The 26005-nt window shown below is 51.4% G+C and carries 21 protein-coding genes; 7 read left to right on the top strand and 14 right to left on the bottom strand.

The genetic code is table 11. The annotated features are described in order from the left end of the window. Positions 1-59 precede the first annotated feature (59 nt). Both EZV61_RS00605 and oxyR read right to left on the bottom strand, forming a co-directional pair. Positions 60-353: a PilZ domain-containing protein gene (locus tag EZV61_RS00605; RefSeq protein WP_131413990.1), complete on the bottom strand. Its 294-nt coding sequence runs from the start codon at positions 351-353 to the stop codon at positions 60-62. A gap of 35 nt (positions 354-388) precedes the next feature. Further along, complete coding sequence (oxyR, locus tag EZV61_RS00600; RefSeq protein WP_131413989.1) at positions 389-1306, bottom strand: DNA-binding transcriptional regulator OxyR; 918 nt, start codon at positions 1304-1306, stop codon at positions 389-391. 133 nt (positions 1307-1439) lie between these two features. Between oxyR and EZV61_RS00595 the strand changes: the two genes are divergently transcribed. The 3 genes from EZV61_RS00595 to EZV61_RS00585 all read left to right on the top strand — a co-directional run bounded on the left by EZV61_RS00595 (position 1440) and on the right by EZV61_RS00585 (position 4392). After that, complete coding sequence (locus tag EZV61_RS00595; protein WP_114339608.1) at positions 1440-2174, top strand: glutathione peroxidase; 735 nt, start codon at positions 1440-1442, stop codon at positions 2172-2174. A gap of 100 nt (positions 2175-2274) precedes the next feature. Then, on the top strand, positions 2275-3726 hold the full coding sequence (locus EZV61_RS00590) for a dihydrolipoyl dehydrogenase (RefSeq protein WP_131413988.1): 1452 nt from the start codon (positions 2275-2277) through the stop codon (positions 3724-3726). Between the two features lie 132 nt (positions 3727-3858). Continuing rightward, positions 3859-4392: a dihydrofolate reductase family protein gene (locus EZV61_RS00585; protein WP_131413987.1), complete on the top strand. Its 534-nt coding sequence runs from the start codon at positions 3859-3861 to the stop codon at positions 4390-4392. Positions 4393-4478: 86 nt separating this feature from the next. Here the strand turns inward: EZV61_RS00585 and malZ are convergent, their stop codons facing one another. The 7 genes from malZ to argC form a co-directional block, all read right to left on the bottom strand. Beyond that, the gene (malZ, locus tag EZV61_RS00580) at positions 4479-6371 is read right to left on the bottom strand and encodes a maltodextrin glucosidase (RefSeq protein ID WP_131413986.1); all 1893 of its coding nucleotides are present in this window, start codon (positions 6369-6371) and stop codon (positions 4479-4481) included. A 162-nt stretch (positions 6372-6533) separates the two neighbouring features. Continuing rightward, the gene (locus tag EZV61_RS00575) at positions 6534-6743 is read right to left on the bottom strand and encodes a hypothetical protein (protein ID WP_131413985.1); all 210 of its coding nucleotides are present in this window, start codon (positions 6741-6743) and stop codon (positions 6534-6536) included. 125 nt (positions 6744-6868) lie between these two features. After that, on the bottom strand, positions 6869-8800 hold the full coding sequence (argH, locus tag EZV61_RS00570) for an argininosuccinate lyase (protein WP_114339615.1): 1932 nt from the start codon (positions 8798-8800) through the stop codon (positions 6869-6871). Position 8801: 1 nt separating this feature from the next. Then, the gene (locus tag EZV61_RS00565) at positions 8802-10016 is read right to left on the bottom strand and encodes an argininosuccinate synthase (protein WP_131413984.1); all 1215 of its coding nucleotides are present in this window, start codon (positions 10014-10016) and stop codon (positions 8802-8804) included. Between the two features lie 14 nt (positions 10017-10030). Then, positions 10031-10945: an ornithine carbamoyltransferase gene (locus tag EZV61_RS00560; RefSeq protein WP_131413983.1), complete on the bottom strand. Its 915-nt coding sequence runs from the start codon at positions 10943-10945 to the stop codon at positions 10031-10033. A gap of 130 nt (positions 10946-11075) precedes the next feature. Then, positions 11076-11858, bottom strand: coding sequence for an acetylglutamate kinase (argB, locus tag EZV61_RS00555; RefSeq protein ID WP_114339617.1), 783 nt, complete (start codon positions 11856-11858; stop codon positions 11076-11078). Beyond that, on the bottom strand, positions 11855-12895 hold the full coding sequence (argC, locus tag EZV61_RS00550) for an N-acetyl-gamma-glutamyl-phosphate reductase (RefSeq protein ID WP_131413982.1): 1041 nt from the start codon (positions 12893-12895) through the stop codon (positions 11855-11857). Before argC ends, argB begins: the two co-directional genes overlap by 4 nt. A gap of 456 nt (positions 12896-13351) precedes the next feature. Between argC and ppc the strand changes: the two genes are divergently transcribed. Further along, positions 13352-15982 (top strand): phosphoenolpyruvate carboxylase, encoded by a 2631-nt coding sequence (gene ppc, locus EZV61_RS00545; RefSeq protein WP_130566139.1) that lies wholly within the window; start codon positions 13352-13354, stop codon positions 15980-15982. A 71-nt stretch (positions 15983-16053) separates the two neighbouring features. On the opposite strand, the gene EZV61_RS00540 is transcribed toward ppc, so the two are convergent. Continuing rightward, on the bottom strand, positions 16054-16707 hold the full coding sequence (locus EZV61_RS00540; protein WP_131413981.1) for a PilZ domain-containing protein: 654 nt from the start codon (positions 16705-16707) through the stop codon (positions 16054-16056). 495 nt (positions 16708-17202) lie between these two features. On the opposite strand from EZV61_RS00540, the gene EZV61_RS00535 reads away from it, so the two are divergent. Next, the gene (locus EZV61_RS00535) at positions 17203-18135 is read left to right on the top strand and encodes a hypothetical protein (RefSeq protein WP_131413980.1); all 933 of its coding nucleotides are present in this window, start codon (positions 17203-17205) and stop codon (positions 18133-18135) included. Positions 18136-18221: 86 nt separating this feature from the next. Here the strand turns inward: EZV61_RS00535 and metF are convergent, their stop codons facing one another. Further along, positions 18222-19112 carry a methylenetetrahydrofolate reductase gene (gene metF / locus EZV61_RS00530; RefSeq protein WP_114339622.1) on the bottom strand — a complete coding sequence of 297 codons (891 nt, stop codon included), beginning with the start codon at positions 19110-19112 and terminating at the stop codon, positions 18222-18224. 235 nt (positions 19113-19347) lie between these two features. After that, positions 19348-19671, bottom strand: coding sequence for a met regulon transcriptional regulator MetJ (gene metJ / locus EZV61_RS00525; RefSeq protein ID WP_114339718.1), 324 nt, complete (start codon positions 19669-19671; stop codon positions 19348-19350). Positions 19672-19887: 216 nt separating this feature from the next. On the opposite strand from metJ, the gene metB reads away from it, so the two are divergent. Further along, positions 19888-21039, top strand: a complete 1152-nt coding sequence (gene metB / locus EZV61_RS00520) for a cystathionine gamma-synthase (RefSeq protein ID WP_114339623.1) — start codon at positions 19888-19890, stop codon at positions 21037-21039. Positions 21040-21082: 43 nt separating this feature from the next. Further along, on the top strand, positions 21083-23545 hold the full coding sequence (metL, locus tag EZV61_RS00515) for a bifunctional aspartate kinase/homoserine dehydrogenase II (protein WP_114339624.1): 2463 nt from the start codon (positions 21083-21085) through the stop codon (positions 23543-23545). Positions 23546-23622: 77 nt separating this feature from the next. Here the strand turns inward: metL and EZV61_RS00510 are convergent, their stop codons facing one another. Then, a complete protein-coding gene (locus EZV61_RS00510) occupies positions 23623-24174 on the bottom strand; it encodes a hypothetical protein (protein WP_131413979.1) in 552 nt (183 codons plus the stop codon). Beyond that, entirely contained in the window at positions 24174-25892 is a 1719-nt protein-coding gene (locus tag EZV61_RS00505) for an OPT family oligopeptide transporter (protein WP_131413978.1), read from the bottom strand. Before EZV61_RS00505 ends, EZV61_RS00510 begins: the two co-directional genes overlap by 1 nt. Between the last annotated feature and the right edge of the window lie 113 nt (positions 25893-26005).

The raw sequence follows: 26005 nt of genomic DNA, 5'->3' as shown, positions 1-26005 counted from the left end.
TCTTCTCCAGATAAGTGAGAATACTTAAAACAGAATCAGTATGTGGTGCCTGTACCTGGCTAAACTACATCGAGGATCTCAAGCCCTAGCATGTAGCTCCCATCCCCTTGGGGCGTACACCGAATCACTTTGGTCTTAGCATTGAGTGCAGGAACCATTTGGTCAGCGGCTTCAAGCCGTGCTTCCAGTTCCACGTCTGCATCAATCATTTCATCTACCGACACTGCCATCCCAGTTGCACTGAGGTTGATACAGGTTCCCTCATAACGAGAGTCCGTCGTCACTTGCGTTAATGTGACTTCAGCATTCACCATCATGCGGTAGAAATTTCTACGATCATCATGCGAGATCATCGCATCCTCCCTGTTTGGTTGCCTAACTTATTGGCTTATCCAGCGCTGTGAATATAACCTCGCATTGCCTCTTTCACCACTTCCGAGCACAGATCTGAGAGCGGCGTACAGGTTCTGCTAATACCAGAGCCTTTTCGCCACAACATCACGATGTCCCGTGTTGGTTGCGGTGCGCTAAAATTAGCGTAGCAAAGGCCGTGGGATTTACCTGTTTCTGAACAGGCCAATAACGGCATTAATGTGATCCCCCTCCCCAAAGCCACCATATGACGTAAGGTTTCCAAGCTGGTCGCGCGAAAACTGGGATCTTCTTCCGCGCCAGCAGCAAAACAGACACCGAGCGCTTGATCTCGCAAACAGTGGCCATCTTCCAGCATCAGCACAGATTCGCCCTGCAATTGCGCCAGCTGCAAGGAGGGTTGCAGCAACAGAGGGTGATCAGATGCGGCGGCGAGCAGCATTGGCTCCTGATAAAGCAGCCGGTCATCATATTTTTCCATCCCCGGCAATTTAGCCAAAATAAGCGCATCCAATTTGCCTTGTCCCAGTTGCTCTAATAACACCTCAGTTTGCAACTCATGCAATTCGACTCTTAGCGCTGGAAACTCTCTTTGCACCGCGGGTAGCAGATGAGGCAAAAGATAAGGCGCCACCGTCGGTATCAGTCCCAGTCGCAATGTGGTCGCCATCGGATCACGCCAACGTTCGGCCTCATGTTTAACTTCGTCCACAGCTAACAATACCTGCCTTGCTTGAGCCACGATGGCCTCTCCAGCCGGCGTAAACATCATGCTGCGACGGCTGCGTTCCACCAGCTGCAGACCCAACTCATCTTCCAACTTACTTAGCTGGCCACTGAGCGTGGGCTGACTGACATAGCAACTCGCGGCAGCGCGGCCGAAGTGGCCAGTATCATGTAATGCGATTAAGTACTGAAAATCTCTAATGTTCATCTTTAATAGCCAAAACCTATCACTTAAATAAATATAAACGATTTCACCAATATAACAATCCCACCTATAGTTACTCCCGAAGCAAGCAATGACCCGGGCAAAACGCCCCACAGATAATCAACTGGAGCACGACATGGCTTTTGAAAACAAAGAAGGACAACGCGTCCCTAACGTTACTTTCCACACTCGCAAAGACGACCAGTGGGTTGATATCAGCACAAACGAGTTATTCGCAGGTAAAACCGTCGCTGTATTCGCCTTGCCAGGTGCATTTACCCCAACGTGTTCAAGCACACACCTGCCACGCTATAACGAGTTGGCACCCGTGTTGTTTGAAAACGGCGTCGATGAGATCGTTTGTTTAAGTGTTAACGACACCTTTGTAATGAATGCATGGTTAGCCGACCAAGAAGCAGAAAACATCACCGTTATTCCAGACGGCAATGGTGAGTTCAGTGAAGGTATGGGTCTGCTGGTTGATAAAGATGACCTCGGCTTTGGCAAGCGCTCATGGCGCTACAGCATGTTGGTGAAAGATGGCGTGATTGCAAAAATGTTCATCGAGCCAGAAAAGCCAGGCGACCCGTTTGAAGTATCTGACGCTGACACCATGCTGGAATATATCAATCCGCAGGCAAAAGCACCGTCGTCAATCAGCATCATCACTAAGCCGGGATGCCCGTTTTGTGCCCGCGCTAAGCAAGCCCTGCTCGACAAAGGCTTGCGTTACGAAGAAGTGATTCTGGGCACCGACGCCACTAGCGTCAGCCTCAAAGCCATTTCTGGCCGCAGCACTGTGCCGCAAGTCTTCATCGACGGTAAGCACATCGGCGGTAGCGAAGAGTTAGACGCCCATTTGGCCGGCTAATTAAGTCATCGCCATGTCAGCGGCGGGTCACACCGCCGCCCCATATTTTTAACGCGATGGATGGCTAAGCCATCCATCGTGACAGTATAAGAGGTTCGATATGCAACAACTGAACGTAGATGTCGCTGTGATCGGCGCAGGCACCGCTGGCCTTGGCGCTTACCGCGCAGCAAAAGAACACACCGCCAGCGTCGTCATGATCGAAGGTGGCTCTTACGGTACGACATGCGCACGCGTCGGTTGTATGCCATCGAAACTGCTGATTGCCGCCGCCGAAGCCGCCCACGATATCGGCAAGGCCGACAAGTTTGGTATTGAAGTGCCCGCCAAGCCAATCATTCATGGCAAGCTGGTGATGCAACGGGTAAAAAGCGAGCGTGACCGCTTTGCCGGCTTCGTAGTTGAAGCGGTCGATGGTATTCCGGCTGAAGACAAGATCCGTGGTTACGCCAAGTTTATCGATGCTACAACGCTGCAGATCGATGATCACACCCAGATCACAGCCAAGCGCATTGTTATCGCCACCGGCTCTCGCCCCACTTATCCCGCACCATGGGCAGAACTGGGTGACCGTCTATTAATTAACGATGATGTCTTCGAATGGGATGACCTGCCAGAATCTGTGGCCGTGTTTGGACCCGGCGTTATTGGCCTGGAACTAGGGCAAGCACTGCACCGCCTTGGTGTGCGTGTGTTGATGTTTGGTGTCGGTAACCAAGTCGGCCCACTGAGCGACCCCGATGTCGCCGAATACGCCCGCAACACCTTTGCCGAAGAGTTCTATCTTGATGCGGATGCCAAAGTTGAAACCATCAAGCGTGATGGCGACCGTGTGTTCCTCGCCTATAACGATAAGCAGGGCGAATATATCGAAACCCATGTTGATTACGTGATAGCCGCCACAGGGCGCCGTCCTAACGTTGATAAGCTGGGACTGGAAAATATCAATATCGAGCTGGATGAACGGGGTGTACCCACGGCAGATCACTATACACTGCAAACCTCAGTGCCGAATCTGTTTATTGCGGGTGATGCCAGCAATCAGATCCCGCTATTGCACGAAGCGGCTGATCAAGGGCGTATTGCCGGGGACAATGCTGGACGCTTTCCCGATATCCGTGCCGGTCTGCGCCGCAGCGCCATCGCTGCCGTATTTTCTGACCCACAAATTGCTATGGTCGGTCAAAGCCATCGTGAGCTGGAAAAACAGTATGGTAGCTGTGGCTGTTTCGCTACCGGCGAGGTGAGCTTTGAAAATCAGGGCCGTAGTCGAGTGATGCTGAAAAACAAAGGGATGTTGCACGTCTACGGTGAGCAGGGCACCGGACGCTTTTTAGGCGCTGAAATGATCGGCCCCAGTGCGGAGCACATCGCCCACCTGCTGGCTTGGGCCCATCAACAAAAGATGACCATAGCCCAGATGTTGGATATGCCGTTCTATCATCCGGTGATCGAAGAGGGCTTGCGCACCGCATTACGTGACCTTAACGCCAAACTGCATTTGGGTCCGGCAATGATCGAACAGTGCATGGAGTGTGGTCCCGGCGCGTAAACCTGAATCGCAGTATGACGCATGAATTAAGCTCATTATGTCGAGCGCAATCATAGTCAGCGACAACATAACTCGTTCATACTAAAGAAAGCGCATCCGATGATGCGCTTTCTTCTTTTTATGGATCCTCAGATGACCAATACCGTATTTATCGCGACCAGCTTAGATGGTTATATTGCTGACAAAAAAGGCGGGCTGGACTGGCTAGACACCGTACCCAATCCAGACCATCAGGACTTCGGCTTTGCCTCCTTTATGGAGAACGTCGATGCGTTAGTTATGGGGCGTCATACTTTTGAAGTGGTCTGTGGCTTCGATATTCCTTGGCCCTATAACAAACCAACCTTTGTCGTCAGCGATACGCTAGGCGCTATTCCTGAGAAATTCCGTGACCATGCCGAGCTAATCACAGGTACACCAACGGAGATCGTTACCACATTAAACCAACGTGGACTGCAAAATTTATATATCGATGGTGGCGTGACGATTCAGCGTTTTCTGCAACAGGATCTGATCGACGAATTGATCATTACCCGGCTACCAATATTGTTAGGTGACGGCGTGCCTATGTTCGGCAACCTATCCGCATCACAGCAATTTACCCATATCAGCACACAAGTATTTCTCGATGCCTTGGTGCAAAGCTACTACCGGCGACAGCGCTAAACGAGCCGGTCACATCTTCCATTGTTCTCCAACGCACGCGCGCAGTGAAAACAGGCAAGTTATCTCGCTTGCCTGCCATTATCGCCTTAAGATCGGCTCCACACGGCAAATCCTGTTGCTGGCAGAGTGATAACGCCATCCTTGTTGATACCTTCCCCAGCCAACAGTGACCACTGACCCACTAGGTTCAATGCCGCCATAAAATCTGCCGTAAGCGCCATGGTTAAAGGCCTGTCGGCGCTGCGGTTAATCGCGATAACGCAGCACTGTTCAGCATCAAATCGAGCAAACGCAAATCCATCCCCTTCAGCATATAGCGTGTGATAGGCACCCGTCTGCAGTGCGGGAGTTTGCTGACGCAATGCGATCATCTGCTGATAATGCTGCCACAGAGAGTGAATCCAGTGCGCTTCATCCCAATCAAAACAAGCACGGTTGTAGGGATCATTGCCCCCAACCATGCCCGTTTCATCGCCATAATAGATACACGGCACACCGGGGTAAGTCATCAATAACACCACGGCCAGCTTCATCAGCCCTTCATCTTCATTCAACAGGGTAAAAAAGCGTGCCGTGTCATGGGTGTCCAGCAAGTTAAGCTGGCAAAGCTGAGTGGCATAAGGGGTACGGGAACGGGTTTGACGCAACCAAGCATCGAACTGCTCAGCGCTGAGCTGATGGGGGTGATAATTCACATCCTGCTTTGCCAGAAACGCCCGCAGTGGCAATGCAAAGCCGTAGTAGTTCATCGCTCCATCTTCGAGCTCTCCTTGGGTCCAGCGGGTATTTTCAAAGAAATGTTCACCGAGGAAGTATCCCTCAGGGTTGGTCTCCTTAATTGCTTGGCGCATCTGTCCAAGCACTTTGGCATTGTTATCGGCGTGGGGGCCTTCTCCCATCATATGGATCACATCCACTCGCCAGCCATCGACATTATAAGGGGGCTGCATCCAGCGACGGGTGATCGCATCTGGCGCATCAAAGAAATAAGCCTTCAGCTCAGGGTGGCCCAGATTTAAAACAGGGATCACCTTACTTCCCTGCCAACAAAATTCACTGTCAGGATTATTAGGATCCATAAAGGTGAAGTAGTCGTAATAGGGCGAATGCTTACCTTGGTGTGCCCCAATGGAGTCTTGCGTTCCCCAGCGGTTAAACCAGGGATGGGTATCCGAACAATGATTAAATACTGCATCCAGTAAGATCTTCATACCACGCTGATGCATATCATCGGTCAGCGCAGCGAGGGCTTGATTACCACCAAAGTTCAGGTCGACATTTTCATAATCTTCTATGTCGTACTTATGCACACTGGGCGAAGTAAACACAGGATTCAGATAAAGCGCGGTGACACCAAGCGATTGCAGATAATCTAGTTTATTTTTAACACCGACCAGATCCCCCCCGTAAAACTCTGTATTTGGATTATCCCCATCTATCGGCTCTCCCCAGGGCTTGGCCTTAACCGGTCCCTGATGACGCACTTGATACGCACCTTTCGCCATATCACAGGTGGGATCACCATTATTAAACCGCTCAACAAAAACCTGATAAAACACCTGTTGTGGCACCCACGCAGGCGGCGCAATCCCCACCACGATCTTAAAGCTCTGCTCTCGCATCGGCATATGTGGCGATTCACCGGCGGCATCCAACCACAACTGGTTATCCTCAGTCACCACCTTGAAGCAATACACAGTGGTAGGTTCCGCTGGATTTAATGGCAATTCAGCTTGATAGCTGAGCCAATCGCCAGCACCTGCAGAGGTGAGAGTCATCGGCAGCAGATACTCTTCGTTATCCGGCTCCGCACGCAGAAACACCTGCTTTGCATTGAGACTTGAATGTAATAACAGAGTGACCAGGTAAGAGTGATCAGACGGAACCAGATAAGGGGCGATCTGCCAATGTAATAAACGCTGGCCGGAAGCGGCAGCAGAAGACAAGTCAACAATAGGCGAGGCGGTAAAAGACGACATAAGATCACTCCATGGAAAAATACCTCCTCAGAGACTAGATCTAACCGTTAAAAAGTAACAGCGACAGTCACGACAAAACGAGTAACTACTTCGCACTCAGGTATGTTTTAGCAATGCAGCAGAGCAAATAAAGCAGATGTATTACCGCCTATCAAAGCTGCTTCACTTCAGGATGCCGCTCGCTGGCATACAACCGCCATGGTTGGTGGGTATCGTAGCACACCCCACGAAGTGTATTGGGTTCCATGCACCCGCGACAAAGCTCACACCGCGCAGCGCTTTGGGTATACGACCGCCATGGATGGCGGGAATGTCGAAAACGCAGGGAGCATTTTTCGACCGTACTTCCTGTAACTTACCACTCCTATACATCCATGTATCCGTGGCATACCGTACTTCCTGTACATAAAAAAAAGCCCCCAATCACCGAGGTGTTGGGGGCAAACAAGGGTGGTAATAAGAGGACTAACTCTCTCACCCTATCTCCAGAGAGACGGTTACAGTACGTATTCCATTGCTACTTCATCGCAAGCGTGTTTCTTCGGACAGATATCGCAATCTTTCATCACTTTTTCCGGCAATTGGTCTTTGCTGGTGTATGTGAAGCCCAGTTTCTCAAAGAACATGGGGACCCGAGTCAACACGACTAAACGTTTGAGCTCTAATTCCTTTCCGCGTTGAAGCATGTACTGCACCAGTGCTTTCCCCTGGCCTTGACCATGCTGCGTACGCTCCACTCCTAACGAGCGGATTTCTGCTAACCCCGTGCCGTAGATGTACAAAGATGCACAACCGATAACCTGATTTTCCTGTTCAGCAACAGCAAAATCGAGAATGCTGCGCACCAGGTCATCGCGACTCCGAGGCAATGTTTCGCCCACTTCAGCCCAGTGACTGACGATCTCATCGATGGCATCGAGATCACTTAACTTGGCACTACGCACTTTCAGCACTTCGGCTTTCTGTGCATTCAAGCGCGTCTGCGCTTGCGCTAAAGCGTGTTTTACCTGCTGGTAGGTCGTGCCACCCAGCGCCTGTCCCTGCTGCACATCCACTGGCGCCTTGGCCTGCTGTGCCTTGCCTAATGCTTCTGACACGCTGATCCGTGCGGTACCACCCAACACTTCACGCTTAGCCAAACAGGCATCAATGGTCAGATGCTGATAAACATCTTCTTCAATCTTGTCAGAGAAAGCTTTTAGCTCTGACAGGGCAAAATCTTCCAGAGGTTGCTTCTTAGCGATTGCCGCAACCACCACCTCACCAACAATGTGGTGGGCTTCGCGGAACGGCACATCACGGGCAACCAGATAATCAGCCAGCTCTGTAGCATTAGCATACCCTTGCTGGGCCGCTTCCATGGTCCGATCACGGTTAACTTTTAACCCTTCGAGACACAATGCCGCCATATCCAGGCACATCACCCAGCTATCGATGGCATCAAACAGCCCCTCTTTGTCCTCTTGCATATCTTTGTTATATGCCAGAGGTAGCGCTTTCACTGTCATCATCATGGCAGCCAGCGAGCCATACACTCGGCCGGTTTTGCCGCGGATCAACTCCAGCGCATCGGGGTTTTTCTTCTGTGGCATCAGGGACGATCCCGATGTCACGTTATCACTCAGTTCGATGAAGTTGGCTTCACCCGTGTTGTAGAAGATCAGATCTTCTGACATCCGTGACAGGTGCAGCATGCTGATGCTGGCGCTCGACATCAATTCCATTACATGGTCGCGATCAGATACCGCGTCCAGGCTGTTGTATGTTGGACGAGTAAAACCAAGGCTGTGAGCCAGCTTTTCACGGTCGATAGGATACGCCGTACCCGCCAGAGCACCTGAGCCCAGTGGGCAGGTATCAAGCCGCTGCATGGCGTCTTTCAGACGGTCGATATCACGATGGAACATCTCGACATAAGCCAGACACCAGTGACCAAAAGTGATCGGCTGCGCGCGTTGCAGGTGGGTATATCCCGGTAACACGGTTTCAGATTCGCGATTAGCTAGGTCCACTAAGGCTTGCTGCAGGCGAACCAGCGCTTCAAGCACCAGATCGCCGTAGTCTTTACACCATAACTTCAGGTCGGTAGCGACCTGATCGTTACGGCTACGACCAGTGTGGAGCTTCTTACCCAAGTCACCGACCTTATCGATCAGCTTGCCTTCAACCCAGCTATGGATATCTTCGGCATCGCTCTGCAGGATCTGCTTAGGATCGGCCTGAACTTCAGCGCGTAGTTGCAACAGCGCCGTTTCCAGCGCTTTCACCTCTTCATCACTTAACACGCCGACGCTATTCAGCGCACCCGCCCAAGCAATCGAGCCCATGATATCCTGCTCGGCCAGCTGGTAATCAAACTTCAACGAGTCGTTGAACTCTTTAAACCGGCTGTCTGCCGCCTGGGAAAAACGTCCACCCCACAACGCCATCTTATTTCTCCTGCTTCAGCGCTTTAATGCGGCTGGAAAGCGAGAACAGACGGATAAAGCCTTCTGCATGGCTTTGGTCGTAAACGTCATCTTCCCCAAAGGTCGCAAACTCTTCTGAGTAGAGCGAATTAGGTGACTTCTTCTTCACTGCAGTGGCTGTGCCCTTGTACAGCTTAACGACGACTTCACCGTTAGCATCTTCAGCGAAGCTTTCTGCCGCCGCCAGCAGTGATTTGTTCAGTGGCGTGAACCAACGACCGTCATACATGACGTGAGAAAACTCCACCGCCAGTTGGTCACGGAACTTACGCGAGTTCTTATCCAGGATCAGTTCGTCGATACCACGCAGCGCCGCCATGATCACGGTGCCGCCAGGGGTTTCATAACAACCACGCGACTTCATGCCGACTAAACGGTTTTCCAAAATATCGACACGACCCACACCATGGGGCGCCGCGATTTCGTTCAATTTCACCAGCGTGTCGTAAGGGCTAAGTGCTTCACCATCAACGGCTACAACGCGGCCTTTTTCAACGGTCAGGGAAACATACGCTGGGGTATCAGGCGCTTGCTCAGGCGCCGTTGTCCATGCCCAACAGTTTTCTGTCGGCTCGTTCCACGGATCTTCCAGCTCGCCACCTTCGGTGGAAATGTGCCATGCATTCGCATCACGGCTATAGATCTTGGTCAGGCTGGCAGTACAAGGGATGTCGCGCTCAGCTAAGTAGTTCAACAACTCTTCACGACTGGACATAGTCCACTCACGCCAAGGGGCGATCACCGCCAGTTGCGGTGCCAATGCGGCGTAGGTGCTTTCAAAACGGACTTGGTCATTACCTTTACCAGTACAACCGTGGCACAAGGCGTCTGCGCCTACTTTCAAAGCCACTTCTACCTGCGCTTTGGCGATGATAGGACGCGCCATCGAGGTACCCAGCAAGTAGCTACCTTCGTAAACCGCACCCGTAGTCAGGCTTGGATACACGTAGTCCGCTACGAACTCATCTTTCAGATCAACGATATGACATTCACTGGCGCCGGATGCCAGTGCTTTTTCTTCCAGACCTTCAAGCTCTTCATCACCCTGACCTACATCAGCAGCGAATGCGACCACTTCACAGCCATCATAGTTTTCTTTCAGCCAAGGAATAATGGCTGAGGTATCGAGACCACCGGAATAGGCCAGTACGACTTTTTTAACTTGTTGCTTACTCATGTTTGCCATCACCCTTACTTTAATAATTCCAGCATTACTGAATTTTGTGCCCACATGCGGTTCTCCGCCTGCGGTAATATTAATGATTGTTCGCCATCCAACACCTCAGAGGTCACTTCGTACTCACGATGTGCCGGTTGGCAATGCATAAAGAATTTCGCGCCAGTACTCGCCATCAACTCAGCATTGATCTGATATGAAGAGAACACGGCTTTAATCTGATCCAATGGCGTGCTGTCACCCATCGACACCCAAGTATCGGCATAAATGGCGTCAACACCGTTGAGCGCACTCAACTCACTGGAGATAGTCAGCTTACCGCCAGTACGCGCATTAATCGCCTGACAATCAACCACAACCTGGCCATCCACGCTATAACCTGGAGGACAGACCACCACCATTTCAGCGCCGATCTGCGCCGCCAACAACATCAGTGAATGGGTCACATTATTGCCATCACCGACATAGGCCAGTTTCACTTTTGACGGATCACCAAGCTTTTCCTGTAACGCGAGAAAATCGGCCAACGCCTGACAAGGGTGATAGAGATCGCTTAGTGCATTGATCACCGGAATAGAACCACCCGTCGCAAGCTGCTCCAACGTACTCTGCTTAAACACACGCGCTACGATGCCATCAGCCCAGCAGGAGATATTCGCGCCGAAGTCTTTTACTGTTTCCCGTGCGCCTAGCTCACCATTTTGCTGATCCAGATAGACCGCGTGGCCACCCATTTTATTTAAACCGATGTCGAAGCTCACCCGCGTCCGCAGCGATGGCTTCTCAAATAACATCACCACACTTTTGCCACGCAGGGCATTGGCGTAATCCTGAGGAGCAGCCTTAATTTTTGCGGCTTGATCCAGCAAATGAAGGATCTGCTCTTTATCGAGATCCTTCAGTGTTAACAGGTGATTTAATGGTTTCATCTAACACTCCATCATGTCTGCGGCTTCTCGCCTCTTCTTGCAGACATCTGTTTCGTTCTTTCTCGTATGCCATCGAGATGGTATACGCATTAATTCTTTTGCTGTGTTTTGCTGCTTAACGCGATGCAGCCTAGCCCAGCACCTTAGTGCCTACCGGCTTACCAGCCAACAGGTCGGTCAATTTTTCTGGCTCACGCCAGCTGGCCACAGCAATACTGCGACCGAGCGTTCGTGCGGCTTGCAGTGCAGCTTGCACCTTAACAGCCATACCATCGGTGATCACACCCTCAGCAACCAGTTGATCGGCTTTTTGCTGATCAATTTCTGGGATCAACTGACGCTCACCATCGAGAATGCCTTCGACATCGGATAACAGCACCAGTTCCGCTTGCAGTAATTGACACAACGCCAGCGCAGCCTGATCGGCGTTAACATTCAACAACTGACCTTCGCGAGATACGGCGATAGAACTAATAATGGGTGTATAGCCATTATCGACCAACAACTTCAACAAGGCCGGATCACCCGCTGAGCCATCTTCGCTGCACTGCCCGACACACCCTAATGCAGGATCGAGTACGCTGGCTTCGACAGTGAACGCATCGCCGATACAAACACCCACCGCTTTCATGCCCGCATTCAGGCCGTAAGCTAATAGCTGTTTATTACTGGTGCCCGCTAAAGCGCCGGTGATCACAGCCATCTGCTCCGGTGGCGTGATCCGCAGGCCATCTTTCTTTTCACTGACCATGCCCATGGCAGCCAACTGCTGTTCAACGATACAGCCGCCACCGTGAATGATCATCACTGGCCGCAAACGCTGAACGTCTGCCAAGGCTGCAAACAGTGCTTGCAATGCCTGAGCATTTTCCAGCAAGGCACCGCCAACTTTAATCAGTACCGGAGCACTCATAGCGCAGCCTTCTTACTTATCGGATAATTGGTTAAACCAAAACGAATATTGGCGCACTGGATCGCTTGTGACGCGGCGCCTTTTAGTAGATTGTCGATAGCCGAACCAATCACGATATGACCGCTTTCCAAATCTGCTTTCCAGCCGATATCGCAATAGGGCGTATTGGCCACACCACCGATGCTTGGCCAATGACCTGGCGACAGCTGATTATACAAACGCACCGCTGGCTTACCGGCATAGGCGTGGTCATAGGCTTGGTCAATTGCTGCTGCCGTCACCCCATCCGCCAGTTGAGCGGTGATAGTAGCCACGATACCGCGAGGGAAGTTACCAAGATGTGGCGTAAAGATAACTGAATTTCCCAAATGCAGAGCGATCTCAGGCTGATGCCGATGATTAAGGACGCCGTAAGGGTTGTAGCTGACTTCACAGAAACTATTCACCATGCTGGCTTTACGCCCAGCGCCAGATACACCGCTAACAGCGTTAATCACCGGCGTAGTCTCTGATTTAAGCAAGCCCGCTTCCTGCAAAGGCTTTAACGCCAACAGGCTAGCAGTAGGGTAGCACCCCGGCACAGCAACCAATTGAGCGTGACTGATCTCAGCCGCATTCCATTCTGCTAAGCCATAAACGGCCTGCTCAAGCCATTCGGGGGAGTCATGGGTAAAGCCATAAAACTGGTAATAAGGCGCGGCCGTATCAAAACGGAAACCACCAGACAGATCCATGACCGTGACGCCAGTTTCCAGCAAGCCGGGCGCCAGAGCCACTGAGACCTTATGGTCCGTGGCGAGAAAAACCACATCCACGCCTTCAGCGGCTTTGGCTACATCGGCTGTGGCCAAGGGTGTCAAAGGCAGGTTTAGCTGGCCGAGATAGCGTCGATGAAGGGTTCCTAATTCGGTGTCGGCATCAGCACTACGCTCTGATACATAGATAGCCTTAAGCGTCATCTGTGGATGCTGCTCAACCAAATTTGCTAATTCGGCGCCGGTATAACCACTGGCACCGATAATGGAACATTTCACCATCTGTTTTTGCCCCTCCGCAAGGAACCCTAACTATAGTTGTTCTAACCTTACTCACTCTTCGATTGCTTATCGTATTCGCCTTTCCAGTCATTGGAACTGCCATACTGGCTGATAAAGAATGAGCCTTATGTTGGCAAAGCTAAATCAAAATGACTTCTTATGCAAGATATCTGCATTTTTATTGGGTTTATTCATTTTTCGCAGCAGCCATTGAACTGGAATGTAAACTTTACGTATATATAACGAAAAATAGGCACCATCGCGCGACTATTAACCATTCGCTAAGTTGCATAATTATTAAAATCGGGAGTTAACATATGCACTAGTGCACATTGCACGCAGTTTCCTTTATTATTTGAACCTCTAAAGTTTGTTTTGTGGCAAAAAGCTATCCAGCTTTGCGCGATAGCCTTGCCGGTTTTTTGCTAGCACACATGCACATAAGGTATTACCAGTATGGATAAATACGCGGCGCTAAGAAGCAATGTCAGCTTCCTCGGCACCCTACTGGGTCGAGCGATCCAGCATGACATGGGTGACGCCTTTCTCGAAAAAATTGAGTCGATTCGACAATTGTCTAAAGGTGCCCAGTCTGGTTCGGAGCAAGACAGAGCAGCCCTTATTGATATTCTGAACTCTCTTGGCGATGAAGAGCTACTGCCCGTTGCCAAAGCGTTCCAACAGTTTCTTGCCCAAGCCAATATGGCAGAGCAGTTTCACACCATCTCTCGTGATGGGCGGCAACAGGTAGACAAGCCAGATCCTTTCGGCGAACTGTTTGACCGTTTGCACGCACAAGAGGTGTCTGCAGATGAGATCATTGATGCGCTGACCACGCTCAATATTGAATTGGTATTAACCGCGCATCCAACTGAAGTGAATCGTCGAACCCAGATCAACAAGTATGTGCAAGCGGCGCACTGCTTGGGAGATTTGGAAAGTCCACTGAACACAGAGCGGGAAAAAGGCTTGGTTGAAAACCGCCTGGAGCAGTTGATCACCCAGGTGTGGCACACCAACGAGATCCGCGACCAACGCCCGACCCCTGTAGACGAAGCCAAGTGGGGCTTCGCCGTTATCGAACACTCACTTTGGGAAGCGGTACCGAGCTTTCTGCGTGATCTCAACGCGGAACTGGATAGTCGCTTTGGCCGAAAGCTTCCGGTCGATGGCGTGGCACCCATTCGCTTTGCCAGTTGGATGGGCGGCGACCGTGACGGTAACCCGTTTGTTACGGCCAAGGTGACCCGCGAAGTGCTGTTGCTGGCGCGCTGGAAAGTGGCCGATCTCTATATTCGCGATTTAGGGCCACTGATTGGCGAGTTGTCGATGAGCCAATGCGACGACGCCCTTGCTGACTACAGTAACGGTGCCAAAGAACCCTACCGCCATGTACTTAAGCGTTTGCGAGATCACCTGCGCGCCACCCGCGAAGGGATCGAAGCGGTATTGGATGGTCGCTCTGTAGGGGTATGTCCTCTGATCCGTGATGTCAAAGATATCCGTGAGCCCCTGCAACTCTGCTACGAATCATTGCATAACTGTGGCATGGGCGTAGTCGCTGATGGCGCCCTATTAGATACCCTGCGCCGTGTCGCCTGTTTCGGTATCAATCTGGTAAAACTGGATGTTCGTCAAGATGCTGCGCGCCATGCCGATGCGATTGGCGAGATCACCCGTTATTTAGGGTTGGGTGATTACAGCAGCTGGCGTGAAGAGGATAAACAAGCCTTCCTGTTGCAGGAGCTGGCCAGTAAACGGCCATTACTTCCGAAGCAGTGGCAACCCAGCGCAGATACACAAGAGGTATTAGACACCTGCGAAGTGATCGCTGAACAGCACCCAGATGCCCTCGGAACCTATGTGATCTCGATGGCATCAGATCCTTCCGATGTGTTAGCTGTACAACTGTTACTAAAAGAGTCTGGTGTCAGCTTTAACATGGGCGTAGCTCCACTGTTTGAAACTCTGGATGACCTCAATGGTGGTGCAGACTGTATCAAGCGCTTACTGGAGATTGACTGGTATCGCGGCTATATCAAAGGCCATCAGGAAGTGATGATTGGCTACTCTGATTCCGCTAAAGATGCCGGCATGATGGCCGCGGCATGGGCACAGTACAGTGCGCAGGAAGATCTGGTACAGGTCTGTAAAGAAGCTGACGTCGCTTTGATGCTGTTCCACGGCCGTGGCGGCACTATTGGACGTGGGGGCGGCCCGGCACACAATGCGATCCTGTCTCAACCTCCAGGTTCGTTAGATGGCGGTATTCGCGTCACTGAACAGGGCGAAATGATCCGGGTGAAATTTGGTTTACCAGAAGTCGCTCAGCACTCACTGGCGTTATATGGCAGTGCCGTGCTCGAAGGTAAACTGCTACCACCTCCGGTACCGGAGCAGAGCTGGCGCCAGCTAATGGATCAGCTGTCTGCAACCTCCTGTGAAGCCTATCGTGCCGTGGTGCGCGGCGAGCCTCAATTCGTCGAATACTTCCGCGCTGCAACACCGGAAGTTGAGCTGGGCAAACTGCCATTGGGTTCACGCCCACCCAAGCGTAAACCCACTGGCGGAATTGAAAGTTTGCGTGCTATCCCATGGATCTTCGCATGGGCTCAGAACCGGTTAGTGTTGCCGGCCTGGTTAGGCTCACCTGCGGGTCTGAAAGAGGTGATAGCCAATGGCCAACAACCCCTGCTCGAAGAGATGTTCGAACAGTGGCCATTCTTCCGCACCCGCCTCAACATGCTTGAGATGGTGTTCATGAAAGCTGAACCTGAAGTTTCCAAGTATTACGAGCAGGTATTGGTGCCGCAAGAGCTGCACGCACTGGGTGACAAGCTTCGCGCTCAGCTACAGGAAGGGATCGACATTGTATTGTCGCTGACACACGATAACGATCTGATGGAACGGGAAACATGGCAGCAACAGTCTATTAAGCTACGTAACCCTTACATGGACCCATTGCATATGTTGCAAGCAGAGCTGCTGCGACGTTCTCGCGCATCAGACGAGGTTTGCAATGCTGTGGATCAGGCATTGATGGTGACCATGACCGGGATCTCTGCGGGTATGCGTAATACCGGTTAATCCCAAAGTAGCAAGAAACGAAAAAGCCACCTAATCCAGGTGGCTTTTCTGTCTCTAGGCCTATTCAAAATCTAGGCAGACTCTGCCATCTCCGATGACTTCGGCGTGACGGCGGGCATTTCCCACTCAGGGTGCTGCTGTTTATGTTGCTCGAACAAAAAGCGTCCCAATGCCTGCTCTAAATCGGGTTCATCAAATAACAGGTTGTAAGCCACCCTTTGCTGGTCAATACGCCTAACTTTTGCGCCAGAAAGAGGCAGTAGCGAACCACATTCGGGCAATTCCAGCTGCAACTCCAGCTTCTCTGGTGCGGTGCCTTCATGTTCAGGCAGTGTCACAGAGAAGCCGCTGAGAGAAATATCATGCACCTTCAGTTCAGCTTCTTTGCCGCATGCTTCCAACAAACGCAGCGGTAACTGCGGCTGCATTCGCCATTGCCGCATGGTGGGGCCGGTTTCGAAGATCTGCGGCGCCTGTAACTCCATGGTTAAACGGTTAAATTCGTCCTGAAATAACTGTAACGGAAAGATAAGACGGCGGTTTTTGAACTGCGCCACCATCTGCATACTGGCTGCCTGTCCGAGACGGCCAAGCATTTCACTGTGCTCTTGATCGCCATCCAACGTAAACGACGGCTGAACCTGATTTCCTTCAGGCAAGCGACTGAACATCACCTCATTGAGAAAACTCAGTTCTTCAGATTCTAAAATTGACGACTCACTCATTTGCGACATCCTTGGGCTGCAAACGTGGAATTTCTGCTGAAAAAACAGTCACTATTCGTGCCAATTATGCACAGTTCACATTTTTTTAACAAGTGTGTGTTAGTGCAAACTGTTATCAAACTTCAACCGGCACAGCTTGTCAGCTGTTCATGAGTAGCCAACGCAACCGGACTGCTTGTTCGAGTCACGGTTACTGATCACTATCAAGGAGTATCGAACAGCAACGAAAGTCACCACTATTCCTAATACTCTCATTGCCGACGAACCAAAATAAAAGCAAGAGAGCTGCTTTGTGATGATCTAAACAACTAACGACGATTCAGCGGTACTACGCGGAACCAAACCCACTCACCAATGCCGCCACCTAGAAAAAATAAATTAATTAAAACAGCCTATTGAGATCTAAAACGGTGATTTTAACTAACGAAGCATTAGTTGATCACCTATCATTAAATAACGCGGGGGAATACGCGATTTAAGACAACAGGACAGCGAATGGCGTTAACATCAGGGTCCAATAAGCAACAGCCTCAACCAGTTATTGATCGAATAAAATCAACCAAACTCGGCCCATTTGTATTAAAGATTTCCCATCACTTCAGCGACGGCTCGGTTTACCACTGGACATCTAGGGCTCACCGTAAAGGTAGTGGCCATGGTGCAATCAACCAAACAAGTCCCACTCTTAGTCAGCAGCTATTGGTTTTTCGGCCGACATTTTTAAGCTGGTGTATGGCGATGCTATTCATGATCGGTGCCGCTTGTTTTGCCGCCCCCTGTATCAACGAGGTCTGGCCTGGGCTAATCAGTCACTGGTTAGAAGATGTCGACACCATCAATATAGTGTTTTTTGTTGGCTCTATCTTCTTCACCAGTGCCGCTTACCTACAGCTTCTCGAGGTGGTCAATGCTGATCGACGGGCAGAATTAGAAGCGGGTGTTACGCCCACTAACCCCTTCACGTGGTTTAGCTGGCAACCTAATCAGATTGGCTGGTTAAGTGCATTTATCCAGCTTGTCGGCACCTTGTTCTTCAATCTAAATACCTTTGATGTGATGTTAAGTGACCTGAACTGGTTGCAACAAGATTTACTGATCTGGACTCCCGACATCATCGGTTGCGTCTGTTTCCTGGTGGCCAGCGGTCTTGCGGTAATTGAAGAGTGCCACAGCTTTTGGGCATGGAAGCCACGATCTATTTCATGGTGGGTCGTCATGGTTAACATGCTCGGCTCTATCGCCTTTATGGTCGCAGGCGTATTCACGCTGGTCTTACCCAGTAGCCAGGAGGTTCTCGACTTATATCAAATCAACCTTTGGACCTTAGTCGGCGCAGCCTGCTTTTTTGTTGGCGCTTATCTGACCCTACCAGAAATGACGCAGTGGAAACGTCCAGCCATGTTAGTTCGGCAACAGGCTCATAACTGACTCTAGATAGTTGGAACAAGCCTAACGTGAGATAAAAAAAGAGCCGGCCTATGGCCAGCTCTTTTTTGCTTAAATTATCTGTTGAATTAGTTACTCGGACGTACGCCCAATGAATGGCAGATGGCGTAACTCAGATCAGCACGATTCAGGGTATAGAAGTGAAAGTCTTTCACGCCCTCTTTCGCCAGCACCTTGACCATATCCATAGCGATCGATGCGCCGAGCAGGTTACGCGTCATGGCGTCATCATCAAGGCCGTCATACATTTTATGCAGCCACTGCGGTAGATGAACGCTGGTCATGCCTGCGAAGCGTTTAAGTTGGTTAAAGTTTGATACCGGCAATATACCTGGCACGATCTCAACATCGATACCCGCGGTGACACACCGGTCACGAAAACGCAGATAGCTTTCCACATCAAAGAAAAACTGGGTGATGGCACGGTTGGCACCGGCATCCACTTTGCGTTTTAGGTTAATCAGATCCGCTTGCGCACTTTTCGCTTCTGGGTGCACTTCTGGGTAGGCCGCTACCGAAATATCAAAGTCCGCTTCCGATTTCAGCAAAGCCACTAGATCTGCCGCATACATATCTGGGCGCTCATTACTGCCTTCCGGCAAATCACCACGTAGTGCGACAATCTCCCGAATACCATTTTGCCAGTAATCACGGGCGATCTGGCGTAACTCATCTCGGCTGGCATCAATACAAGTTAAGTGAGGGGCAGCGGTCAAGCCGGTATCTTTCTTAATCCGCTTAACGATGTCGTGGGTACGATCCCGTTCACCGCTGCAGGCACCATAAGTCACTGAGACAAATTTAGGCTTTAGAGGGGCTAAACGCTCAATCGAGTTCCACAGCGTCTGCTCCATCTTTTCATTACTTGGCGGGAAGAACTCAAAAGAAACATTGATCTTGCCAAGCTCCGACAAGCTTTGGTTCAACAGACCTATCTGCTGTGCGTGACTTAATGCCATTTCACTTAACTCCCTGGCCTTGCCAGTGCTGAATGCAATGTGACTCACAGGGTCACATTTAGATGTTTAGACGTCTATACGGCCTAAATTTGAGGTGATCGGCATTTAATGTCAAGTCATTTTTGTGCCAAAACACCGAGCGCAACAGCACTCAGCTTGCCCGTTAGGTAACCAAAAGGCGATAAAAAAGGAGGCAACGGCCTCCTTATTACGCAATCCAAATGACGGTGAGCGACTAATCTTCGGTGTGCAGATCCGGGATCGGTAAGCCTAACTCTTCCATCTGCTTGCGTACCTCTTCAGGCAAGTCATCTGGACTGTCTTTTCGTAGGTCGTCATCAGCGGGCAGCGGTTGCCCTGTGTAGGCATGCAGAAACGCTTCACAAAGCAGCTCACTATTAGTGGCATGGCGTAAATTATTAACCTGACGACGCGTACGTTCGTCGGTCAGGATCTTAAGCACCTTAAGCGGAATAGAAACAGTGATTTTTTTAACCTGCTCATTCTTCTTACCATGCTCTGCATAAGGGCTGATATATTCGCCGTTCCACTCTGCCATGTCAGCGCTGCCTACCTTCGTTTGCTGCAAATAACCCTGCTGATTGTACCGAGTCAGACGAGTCAGTCAAATATAGCAATCCAAATGGCGGGATGTTTAGACGTCCAGATATCTTGACGTCTGAAAGTTCATCCCTTATCGTTGCCTCATGCCCGCCTCTGCCTGCATATTTTGATGTCCAGCAGATGGCCCCTTAGCCAAAGTGAGAGCAACCAGATGAGCAAACGTAACATTGCCACCGTATCGGTGCGTGCCGGTATCGATACTGACCATCAGCACGGTGCTGTGGTACCGCCAATCTATCTGTCCAGCAACTATACGTTTGCGGACTTCGATCAGCCGCGACAATATGATTACACACGTTCAGGCAACCCTACCCGTGATGCACTAGCCGAAGCGTTAGCTGAACTCGAGCAAGGCGCGAAAGGCGTAATCACCAGCACGGGTATGGCGGCTGTGCATTTAGCTACCATGTTATTAGAAGCCGATGATCTGCTGGTTGTTCCTCACGACTGTTATGGCGGTAGCTATCGCCTGTTCACCAATTTAGAAAAGAAAGGCCATTTCAAATTGTTGGTGGTTGATCAGAATGATCCCACCGCGTTCGCTGCGGCGTTGGCACAAAAGCCAAAAATGGTTTGGGTAGAAACACCAAGTAACCCACTGCTACGTGTGGTTGACGTGGCAGCTATCTGCGAGCAAGCCCACGCTCAAGGTGCCTTAGTCACGGTTGATAACACTTTCCTGTCACCGGTATTGCAACAGCCGTTAACTCTGGGTGCAGATATCGTCGTCCACTCTACAACCAAATACATTAACGGCCATTCCGACGTTGTTGGCGGTGCCGTTGTCGCCAAAGAGCAGGCAATGGGTGATGATTTAGCTTGGTGGGCAAACTGTATCGGGATCACAGGTTCTCCGTTTGACAGCTTCCTGACCATGCGGGGTTTGCGCACGCTCAAGCCACGAGTGAAACAACACCAGGATAATGCGGCGGAGATCATCAAATTCTTACAGCAACAAACCAAAGTTGCGGCGATTTATCACCCGAGCCTGCCGGATCATCCAGGCCACGAGATCGCCAAGCGTCAGCAGCATGGTTTTGGTGCCATGTTGAGCTTTGAGCTGAAAGGCGGCGTCGATGAGGTAAAAGCATTTCTCAGTGGTCTGAGTTTGTTCTCATTGGCAGAATCTCTTGGCGGTGTAGAAAGCTTAGTTGCCCACCCGGCAACCATGACCCACGCAGCCATGGATGAAGCAGCGCGCATTGAAGCGGGCATTGGCAACAACCTGCTTCGTTTATCTGTCGGCATCGAAGATGTGGCAGATCTAATTGCAGATCTGCAAGCGGGCTTTGATGCGGTTTAAGTTATAATTGGCCGACTGGCATAACCTAAGGTAATCAGCCGATATGTGGCAGCACGCACAGCGCAGTGAATCCGTGTCATCACGGAGCAGAGTTCATAAGTTTGGTGGCAGTAGTTTGGCCGATGCAGATTGCTATCTGCGGGTCGTAGAGCTGCTAAAAGAGCACACCTCCGCAGGGGATCTTGTGGTGGTCTCAGCGGCGGGTAAAACCACCAACGCGCTGGTGTTGTGCAGCAAAAGTGCGGGCAGCAATGACGAGCTGGTAAAACAAACCTTAACTGATCTGGAGCGCTTTCAAGGCAGTCTGATTACCCAGCTGTTAGACGGTGCCGCGGCAAAACAAGCCCTGCAATCGTTAAGCGATGATCTCAACCAGATCCAGACTCTGCTGCAAGCTGGCGATGAGTCGGCGCGCTATAACGAAACTGTCGGATTTGGCGAGCTATGGTCAGCTCGGCTACTGGCGGCATTGCTCAATCAGTCGACAGTGCCCGCAGGCTGGTTGGATGCACGCGAGATTTTCTCGGCGCAGCCGGGACCGCAACCAGAGATCGATGTTGCACTGTCGCAGCCAAAACTGGCCGAACAACTGTTACAGCGCCAAGAGGAGCTCACCATTGTCACTGGCTTTATCAGTCGTGGCCCCGACGGTGAAACCGTAACCCTTGGCCGTAACGGCAGTGACTACAGTGCGACTATGCTGGCCACCTTAGCCGATGCGCAAGCCGCTACGATTTGGACTGATGTTGCCGGTATCTTTAGTGCCGATCCCAATAAGGTCAAAGGGGCGCGTACGCAACCAATTCTATCGCTGGCGGAAGCAGCTGAGCTGGCACGTTTAGGCTCACCGGTACTGCATACTCGCACGCTACAGCCGATGGTCGGCCGCAAGACGCGCTTGTCGATCCGTTCAACCTTTGCCGCCACCGGTAGTCATACCCAAATAGCCCCCACTCAGGTGGGTGAAAAGGGTGCCAAGATTGTCACCTCATTAGATAAAGTCTGCCTGATCAGTATGAACACCTCATCCCGTCAGGCATTTGAGGAAGCCACGGCCACCATTCGCGCTTATCTCGACCGTTATCAGTTAGTGCCACTGGCAAAACAATATCAACCCGATCAGCGCTTGATCCGGCTCTGTTTTACCGCAGAAGTCGCTGAAACTGCGTTTGCCCGACTGAAAGACTTTCAGCTGCAGGGCGCGTTCTGCAACCTAACACTGAATGACAACTACGCCTTAGCAGCCATGGTTGGCGATGGTGTCACCGAGAATGCCCGCCACTACCACTGCTTCTATCGCCATCTGCAAGATGCGCCAGTTGAGTTTATTCAACCCGGTGAACATGGCCTCAGTTTAGTGGCAGTGCTGCGGGAAACCGACCTAGATACCCTGCTCTCGCATATGCATCACGGTATCTCCAGCCCCGATAAGAAACTGGGCGTGGCATTGTTTGGTACCGGCAATATCGGCTCTGGTTGGTTACGCCTTTATCAAGAACAGCAGCATTATTTGTCCAACTATCACCGCCTCGAAGTGCAACTCTGTGCACTGTACAACCAAGACGGCGCGATTATCGATTTCACCGGTATCGAGGTAGATGATTGGCAGGCACGTTTTCAGCAGCACAAAGAAGATATGGGCTTCGAACAGTTACTCGAACTGCTCGCAGGTCATCCCTATGATGAACTGGTTGTGATCGACGCGACCGATAGTCGAGATCTGGCGTATCAATACCCTGCGCTGATGGAACATGGCATCCATCTGATCAGCGCCAATAAGTATCCGGCGTCAGCACCGTTATCGCTGTACCGTGAAATTACCCAGCAACGCAAAGAGAAAGCAGTGGTTTGGCTCAACAATGCCACCGTGGGTGCGGGACTGCCGGTGCACTATGTCACGGGCGACCTGCAACACTCCGGCGACGAAGTGGTCAGCATCAGTGGCGTATGGTCAGGCACCATGTCTTGGCTACTACAGCAATATGATGGCAAACAGCCATTCTCTTCTTTGATCCGTGAGGCAATGGATCAAGGGCTCACCGAGCCAGATCCACGGGAAGATCTCACTGGCGAAGATGTTTGCTGTAAGTTGCTGATCCTCGCCCGTCAGCTGGGTATGGAAGAGTTTGAAATGGATGACATCGAGGTGGTTTCTCTGGTCGATGAAGAGGCTCTGGAGGGCTCGATCGAAGAGTTCTTCGCCAATGCCGAGGTATTTGATCGTCAAATTGCTTCCGCATATGGTCGCGCCGAAGCCAGTGGCCGCGTATTGCGCTATATCGCCCGTCTAGAGCGTGGCGGTCAGGCTCACGTTGGTTTGGAATTTCTCGATCCAAGTGACCCCATGGCCAACTGCCATGCAGGGGAAAACATCTATGCTATCCACAGTGAATGGTTTAAAGAGCAGCCGTTGGTGATCCGTGGCCCGGCAGTTGGCCCCGAGCTCACGGCCGGCTCGGTACAGTCCGATCTGTTTAAGCTATGCCAGCATATTAAGTCAGCCTAAACGCGTTATAGCCAGAAAATAAAAAGGGCCGCTATTCGTTAGCGGCCCTTTTTGTTTTTGGAACAACAATATGTTTACTAAGAAGTTTTTATGGCCACAGTCGCCAATGCGGCGGTTAATTTTGCCCGCGCTTCTCGAAACTGCTCAAGCGCTCTTACCAGATAGGTATTTGCCTCTTCCAGATAACCATCGGCCGACGCCGACCAGATACGATTGATATAACGCTCACCGGCGGCAAACGGCGACATCACATCCGCAAACACCTGCACACCGCAGCTATGGCGAATACTGTACCTGGCCTCGGCAAACTGATTCAGATCGGCACGAAACAGGCGGTCAATCTCAAAACGGTATTCATGCACCGGCAACTCGTGGCGCCTATCCACCAGCTGTTCTGCCTCCATCACAATACGACCAAGGGCATCATTCAGTTGACCCAGATTTTCCTCAAGCTGTTCCGGATCATGAGCAACAAGGTGTTGATGACGCTTCACCATCACCAAGCCAACGGCTCCCACCACCATCGCTACAGCATAATAGCCCCACGGTAACGTGGCAGGATCCAGAGAGGTGGTAAACGCCGCAGCCAGCGCACCAATAATCAATAGCATATAACCAAGCAGCAACATTACAGCCCCTCCATCACGTAACTGACGGCGAATCCAACCCCTATTAACGCTTCACCGACGATCAAGCCTGCGGCGATAGGAATACCGACCGACTCACTGTATGCATCACCTTTATAACGGTCGCATAGTTCCCGTAACAGGGTACCCAGGGCATAGGTCAGCACGATATTAAAGGGAAGATAGAAACCCAGCCCCACGGTAATACCTAAGCCACCGGACAACGCCGAGAGCAGAGCACCAATACCGGCACCCGCCAGATACTTTTCTGTCGGGATGTCACCGCCGAGAATACCGCTGATCATGCTAGCCAACGCTTGCCCCTGAGGGGCGGGTAGTTTTTCCGATCCTAAGCCGTAGGCTTCATGCAGCACCATGATCAAACCGATCACCAGCAGCGGCCCTAACCAGGCTCCTAAGAATTGTCCCATCTGTTGCATCTTCGGCGTTGCGCCCACCAGATAGCCGGTTTTCAGATCCAGCATCAGATCGGTGGCCTGACTCATAGCAACACATACCGCCGCGCCCAAGGTCACCGCAGCAATCACGGCTTCGGCGTCACCCAACCCTTTAGCGATAATGATCAGTATGGTCACCGCGATCAGCGTCATACCAGAGAGTGGCGACCAATTAGTGCGGCCAATCGCTTCCGATAAGATCACTCCAGCAATCCAGATCCAGAGGGTACCCATCACCGCCATGAGTAGGCCGCGGCCCAAGCCCATATGCTCCGTCGACAAAATAGACATCACTGCCAGTAGGATCGCCGCCGCCACAATGGCGATATACAGCAGCTTAATCGGCATCTCGTCTTTACTTACCACCGACTTACTCACCGCGGCACTCTGCATTGAGCGGATAGCGGAGATGATCAGGGGCAAGGCCAGGGCGATCCCCATCAACGCGCCCCCAATTAACATGCCGATCCCCACCGGCCGAAACAGATCGACCCGTAAAGCATTCGGCAGCGTCACCGGATTGCCAGCCGCATCCAGTGGCAACAAATCAAAGCCACTAAGTAAGGGCGCTAATAACCAGTAACAGACAAAACCACCAAGAATAAAGGCGATACCACCTCGGCCAGCGATAAAACCAACCCCAACCGTGAGTAGCGACAGATACCAGACACCATTCATATACTCTGGCAAGCCAATCAAAGCGCCCAGGTCCCAGTTATCGACACCGGCCATTTGCGATCCAAAGTGAACCAGCGCAGCCACTGCCGCGGCCCCTACTAACAGCTTGGCTTTTTGCACGCCAGCACCCGGTGACTTGAGGATCGTGGCCACCGCCACGCCCCCTGGATAGGTCAGGCGCTCATAGTCGATCATCTGTTTACGTAACGGAATAATAAAAGCGATACCAAGAAAGGCACCGGCAATACAGCCAAAGGTCAGCAGCACGGGGTCAAAGTCGGTATACCCCAGAATAAACAGCGCGGGCACCGAGAACATCATCCCCGAAGATGCGCCATTAACCGCACTGGCGACAGTTTGGGTGACGTTGTTTTCAACAATGGAGTGACGCCCAAGCATTCCCCGCAGCACGGCAAATCCCAAAATGGCGGCTAACTCGGAGCCCTCAATAGAAAAACCGAGGATCAGGGCGGCATAACCGATACTGATGGCAATAATGGCGCCAAGAAAATATCCCACCAGCACGGCAGGTAGCGTCAACTCGGGGTAGGGACCGTGACGCACCACGGTATCTGTCTGTTTCAAAACACAGCCCTCTTATATATTTGGCTTTCCCTAATGCGGATACCGCCACTAAGCGCCGATCCGCTGCTGTTACGACATCACAGCAGTAAGCAATGAAGCCTTGATAACACTCT

Source organism: Corallincola luteus, assembly GCF_004336975.1.
Lineage (GTDB): Bacteria > Pseudomonadota > Gammaproteobacteria > Enterobacterales > Neiellaceae > Corallincola > Corallincola holothuriorum.
Note: the sequence above shows the minus strand (reverse complement) of the source record. Positions and strands in the feature narration are given on the sequence as shown.

What these genes read in the sequence shown, in the direction of transcription:
- EZV61_RS00535 (WP_131413980.1), top strand. Translation starts at nt 17,203, where the DNA reads ATGGCGTTAACATCAGGGTCCAATAAGCAACAGCCTCAACCAGTTATT.
- oxyR (WP_131413989.1), bottom strand. Translation starts at nt 1,306, where the DNA reads ATGAACATTAGAGATTTTCAGTACTTAATCGCATTACATGATACTGGC.
- EZV61_RS00540 (WP_131413981.1), bottom strand. Translation starts at nt 16,707, where the DNA reads ATGAGTGAGTCGTCAATTTTAGAATCTGAAGAACTGAGTTTTCTCAAT.
- EZV61_RS00560 (WP_131413983.1), bottom strand. Translation starts at nt 10,945, where the DNA reads ATGAAACCATTAAATCACCTGTTAACACTGAAGGATCTCGATAAAGAG.
- EZV61_RS00605 (WP_131413990.1), bottom strand. Translation starts at nt 353, where the DNA reads ATGATCTCGCATGATGATCGTAGAAATTTCTACCGCATGATGGTGAAT.
- EZV61_RS00585 (WP_131413987.1), top strand. Translation starts at nt 3,859, where the DNA reads ATGACCAATACCGTATTTATCGCGACCAGCTTAGATGGTTATATTGCT.
- metJ (WP_114339718.1), bottom strand. Translation starts at nt 19,671, where the DNA reads ATGGCAGAGTGGAACGGCGAATATATCAGCCCTTATGCAGAGCATGGT.
- metB (WP_114339623.1), top strand. Translation starts at nt 19,888, where the DNA reads ATGAGCAAACGTAACATTGCCACCGTATCGGTGCGTGCCGGTATCGAT.
- EZV61_RS00565 (WP_131413984.1), bottom strand. Translation starts at nt 10,016, where the DNA reads ATGAGTAAGCAACAAGTTAAAAAAGTCGTACTGGCCTATTCCGGTGGT.
- argC (WP_131413982.1), bottom strand. Translation starts at nt 12,895, where the DNA reads ATGGTGAAATGTTCCATTATCGGTGCCAGTGGTTATACCGGCGCCGAA.
- ppc (WP_130566139.1), top strand. Translation starts at nt 13,352, where the DNA reads ATGGATAAATACGCGGCGCTAAGAAGCAATGTCAGCTTCCTCGGCACC.
- malZ (WP_131413986.1), bottom strand. Translation starts at nt 6,371, where the DNA reads ATGTCGTCTTTTACCGCCTCGCCTATTGTTGACTTGTCTTCTGCTGCC.
- EZV61_RS00595 (WP_114339608.1), top strand. Translation starts at nt 1,440, where the DNA reads ATGGCTTTTGAAAACAAAGAAGGACAACGCGTCCCTAACGTTACTTTC.
- argB (WP_114339617.1), bottom strand. Translation starts at nt 11,858, where the DNA reads ATGAGTGCTCCGGTACTGATTAAAGTTGGCGGTGCCTTGCTGGAAAAT.
- argH (WP_114339615.1), bottom strand. Translation starts at nt 8,800, where the DNA reads ATGGCGTTGTGGGGTGGACGTTTTTCCCAGGCGGCAGACAGCCGGTTT.
- metL (WP_114339624.1), top strand. Translation starts at nt 21,083, where the DNA reads ATGTGGCAGCACGCACAGCGCAGTGAATCCGTGTCATCACGGAGCAGA.
- EZV61_RS00575 (WP_131413985.1), bottom strand. Translation starts at nt 6,743, where the DNA reads ATGTATAGGAGTGGTAAGTTACAGGAAGTACGGTCGAAAAATGCTCCC.
- EZV61_RS00590 (WP_131413988.1), top strand. Translation starts at nt 2,275, where the DNA reads ATGCAACAACTGAACGTAGATGTCGCTGTGATCGGCGCAGGCACCGCT.
- metF (WP_114339622.1), bottom strand. Translation starts at nt 19,112, where the DNA reads ATGGCATTAAGTCACGCACAGCAGATAGGTCTGTTGAACCAAAGCTTG.
- EZV61_RS00510 (WP_131413979.1), bottom strand. Translation starts at nt 24,174, where the DNA reads ATGTTGCTGCTTGGTTATATGCTATTGATTATTGGTGCGCTGGCTGCG.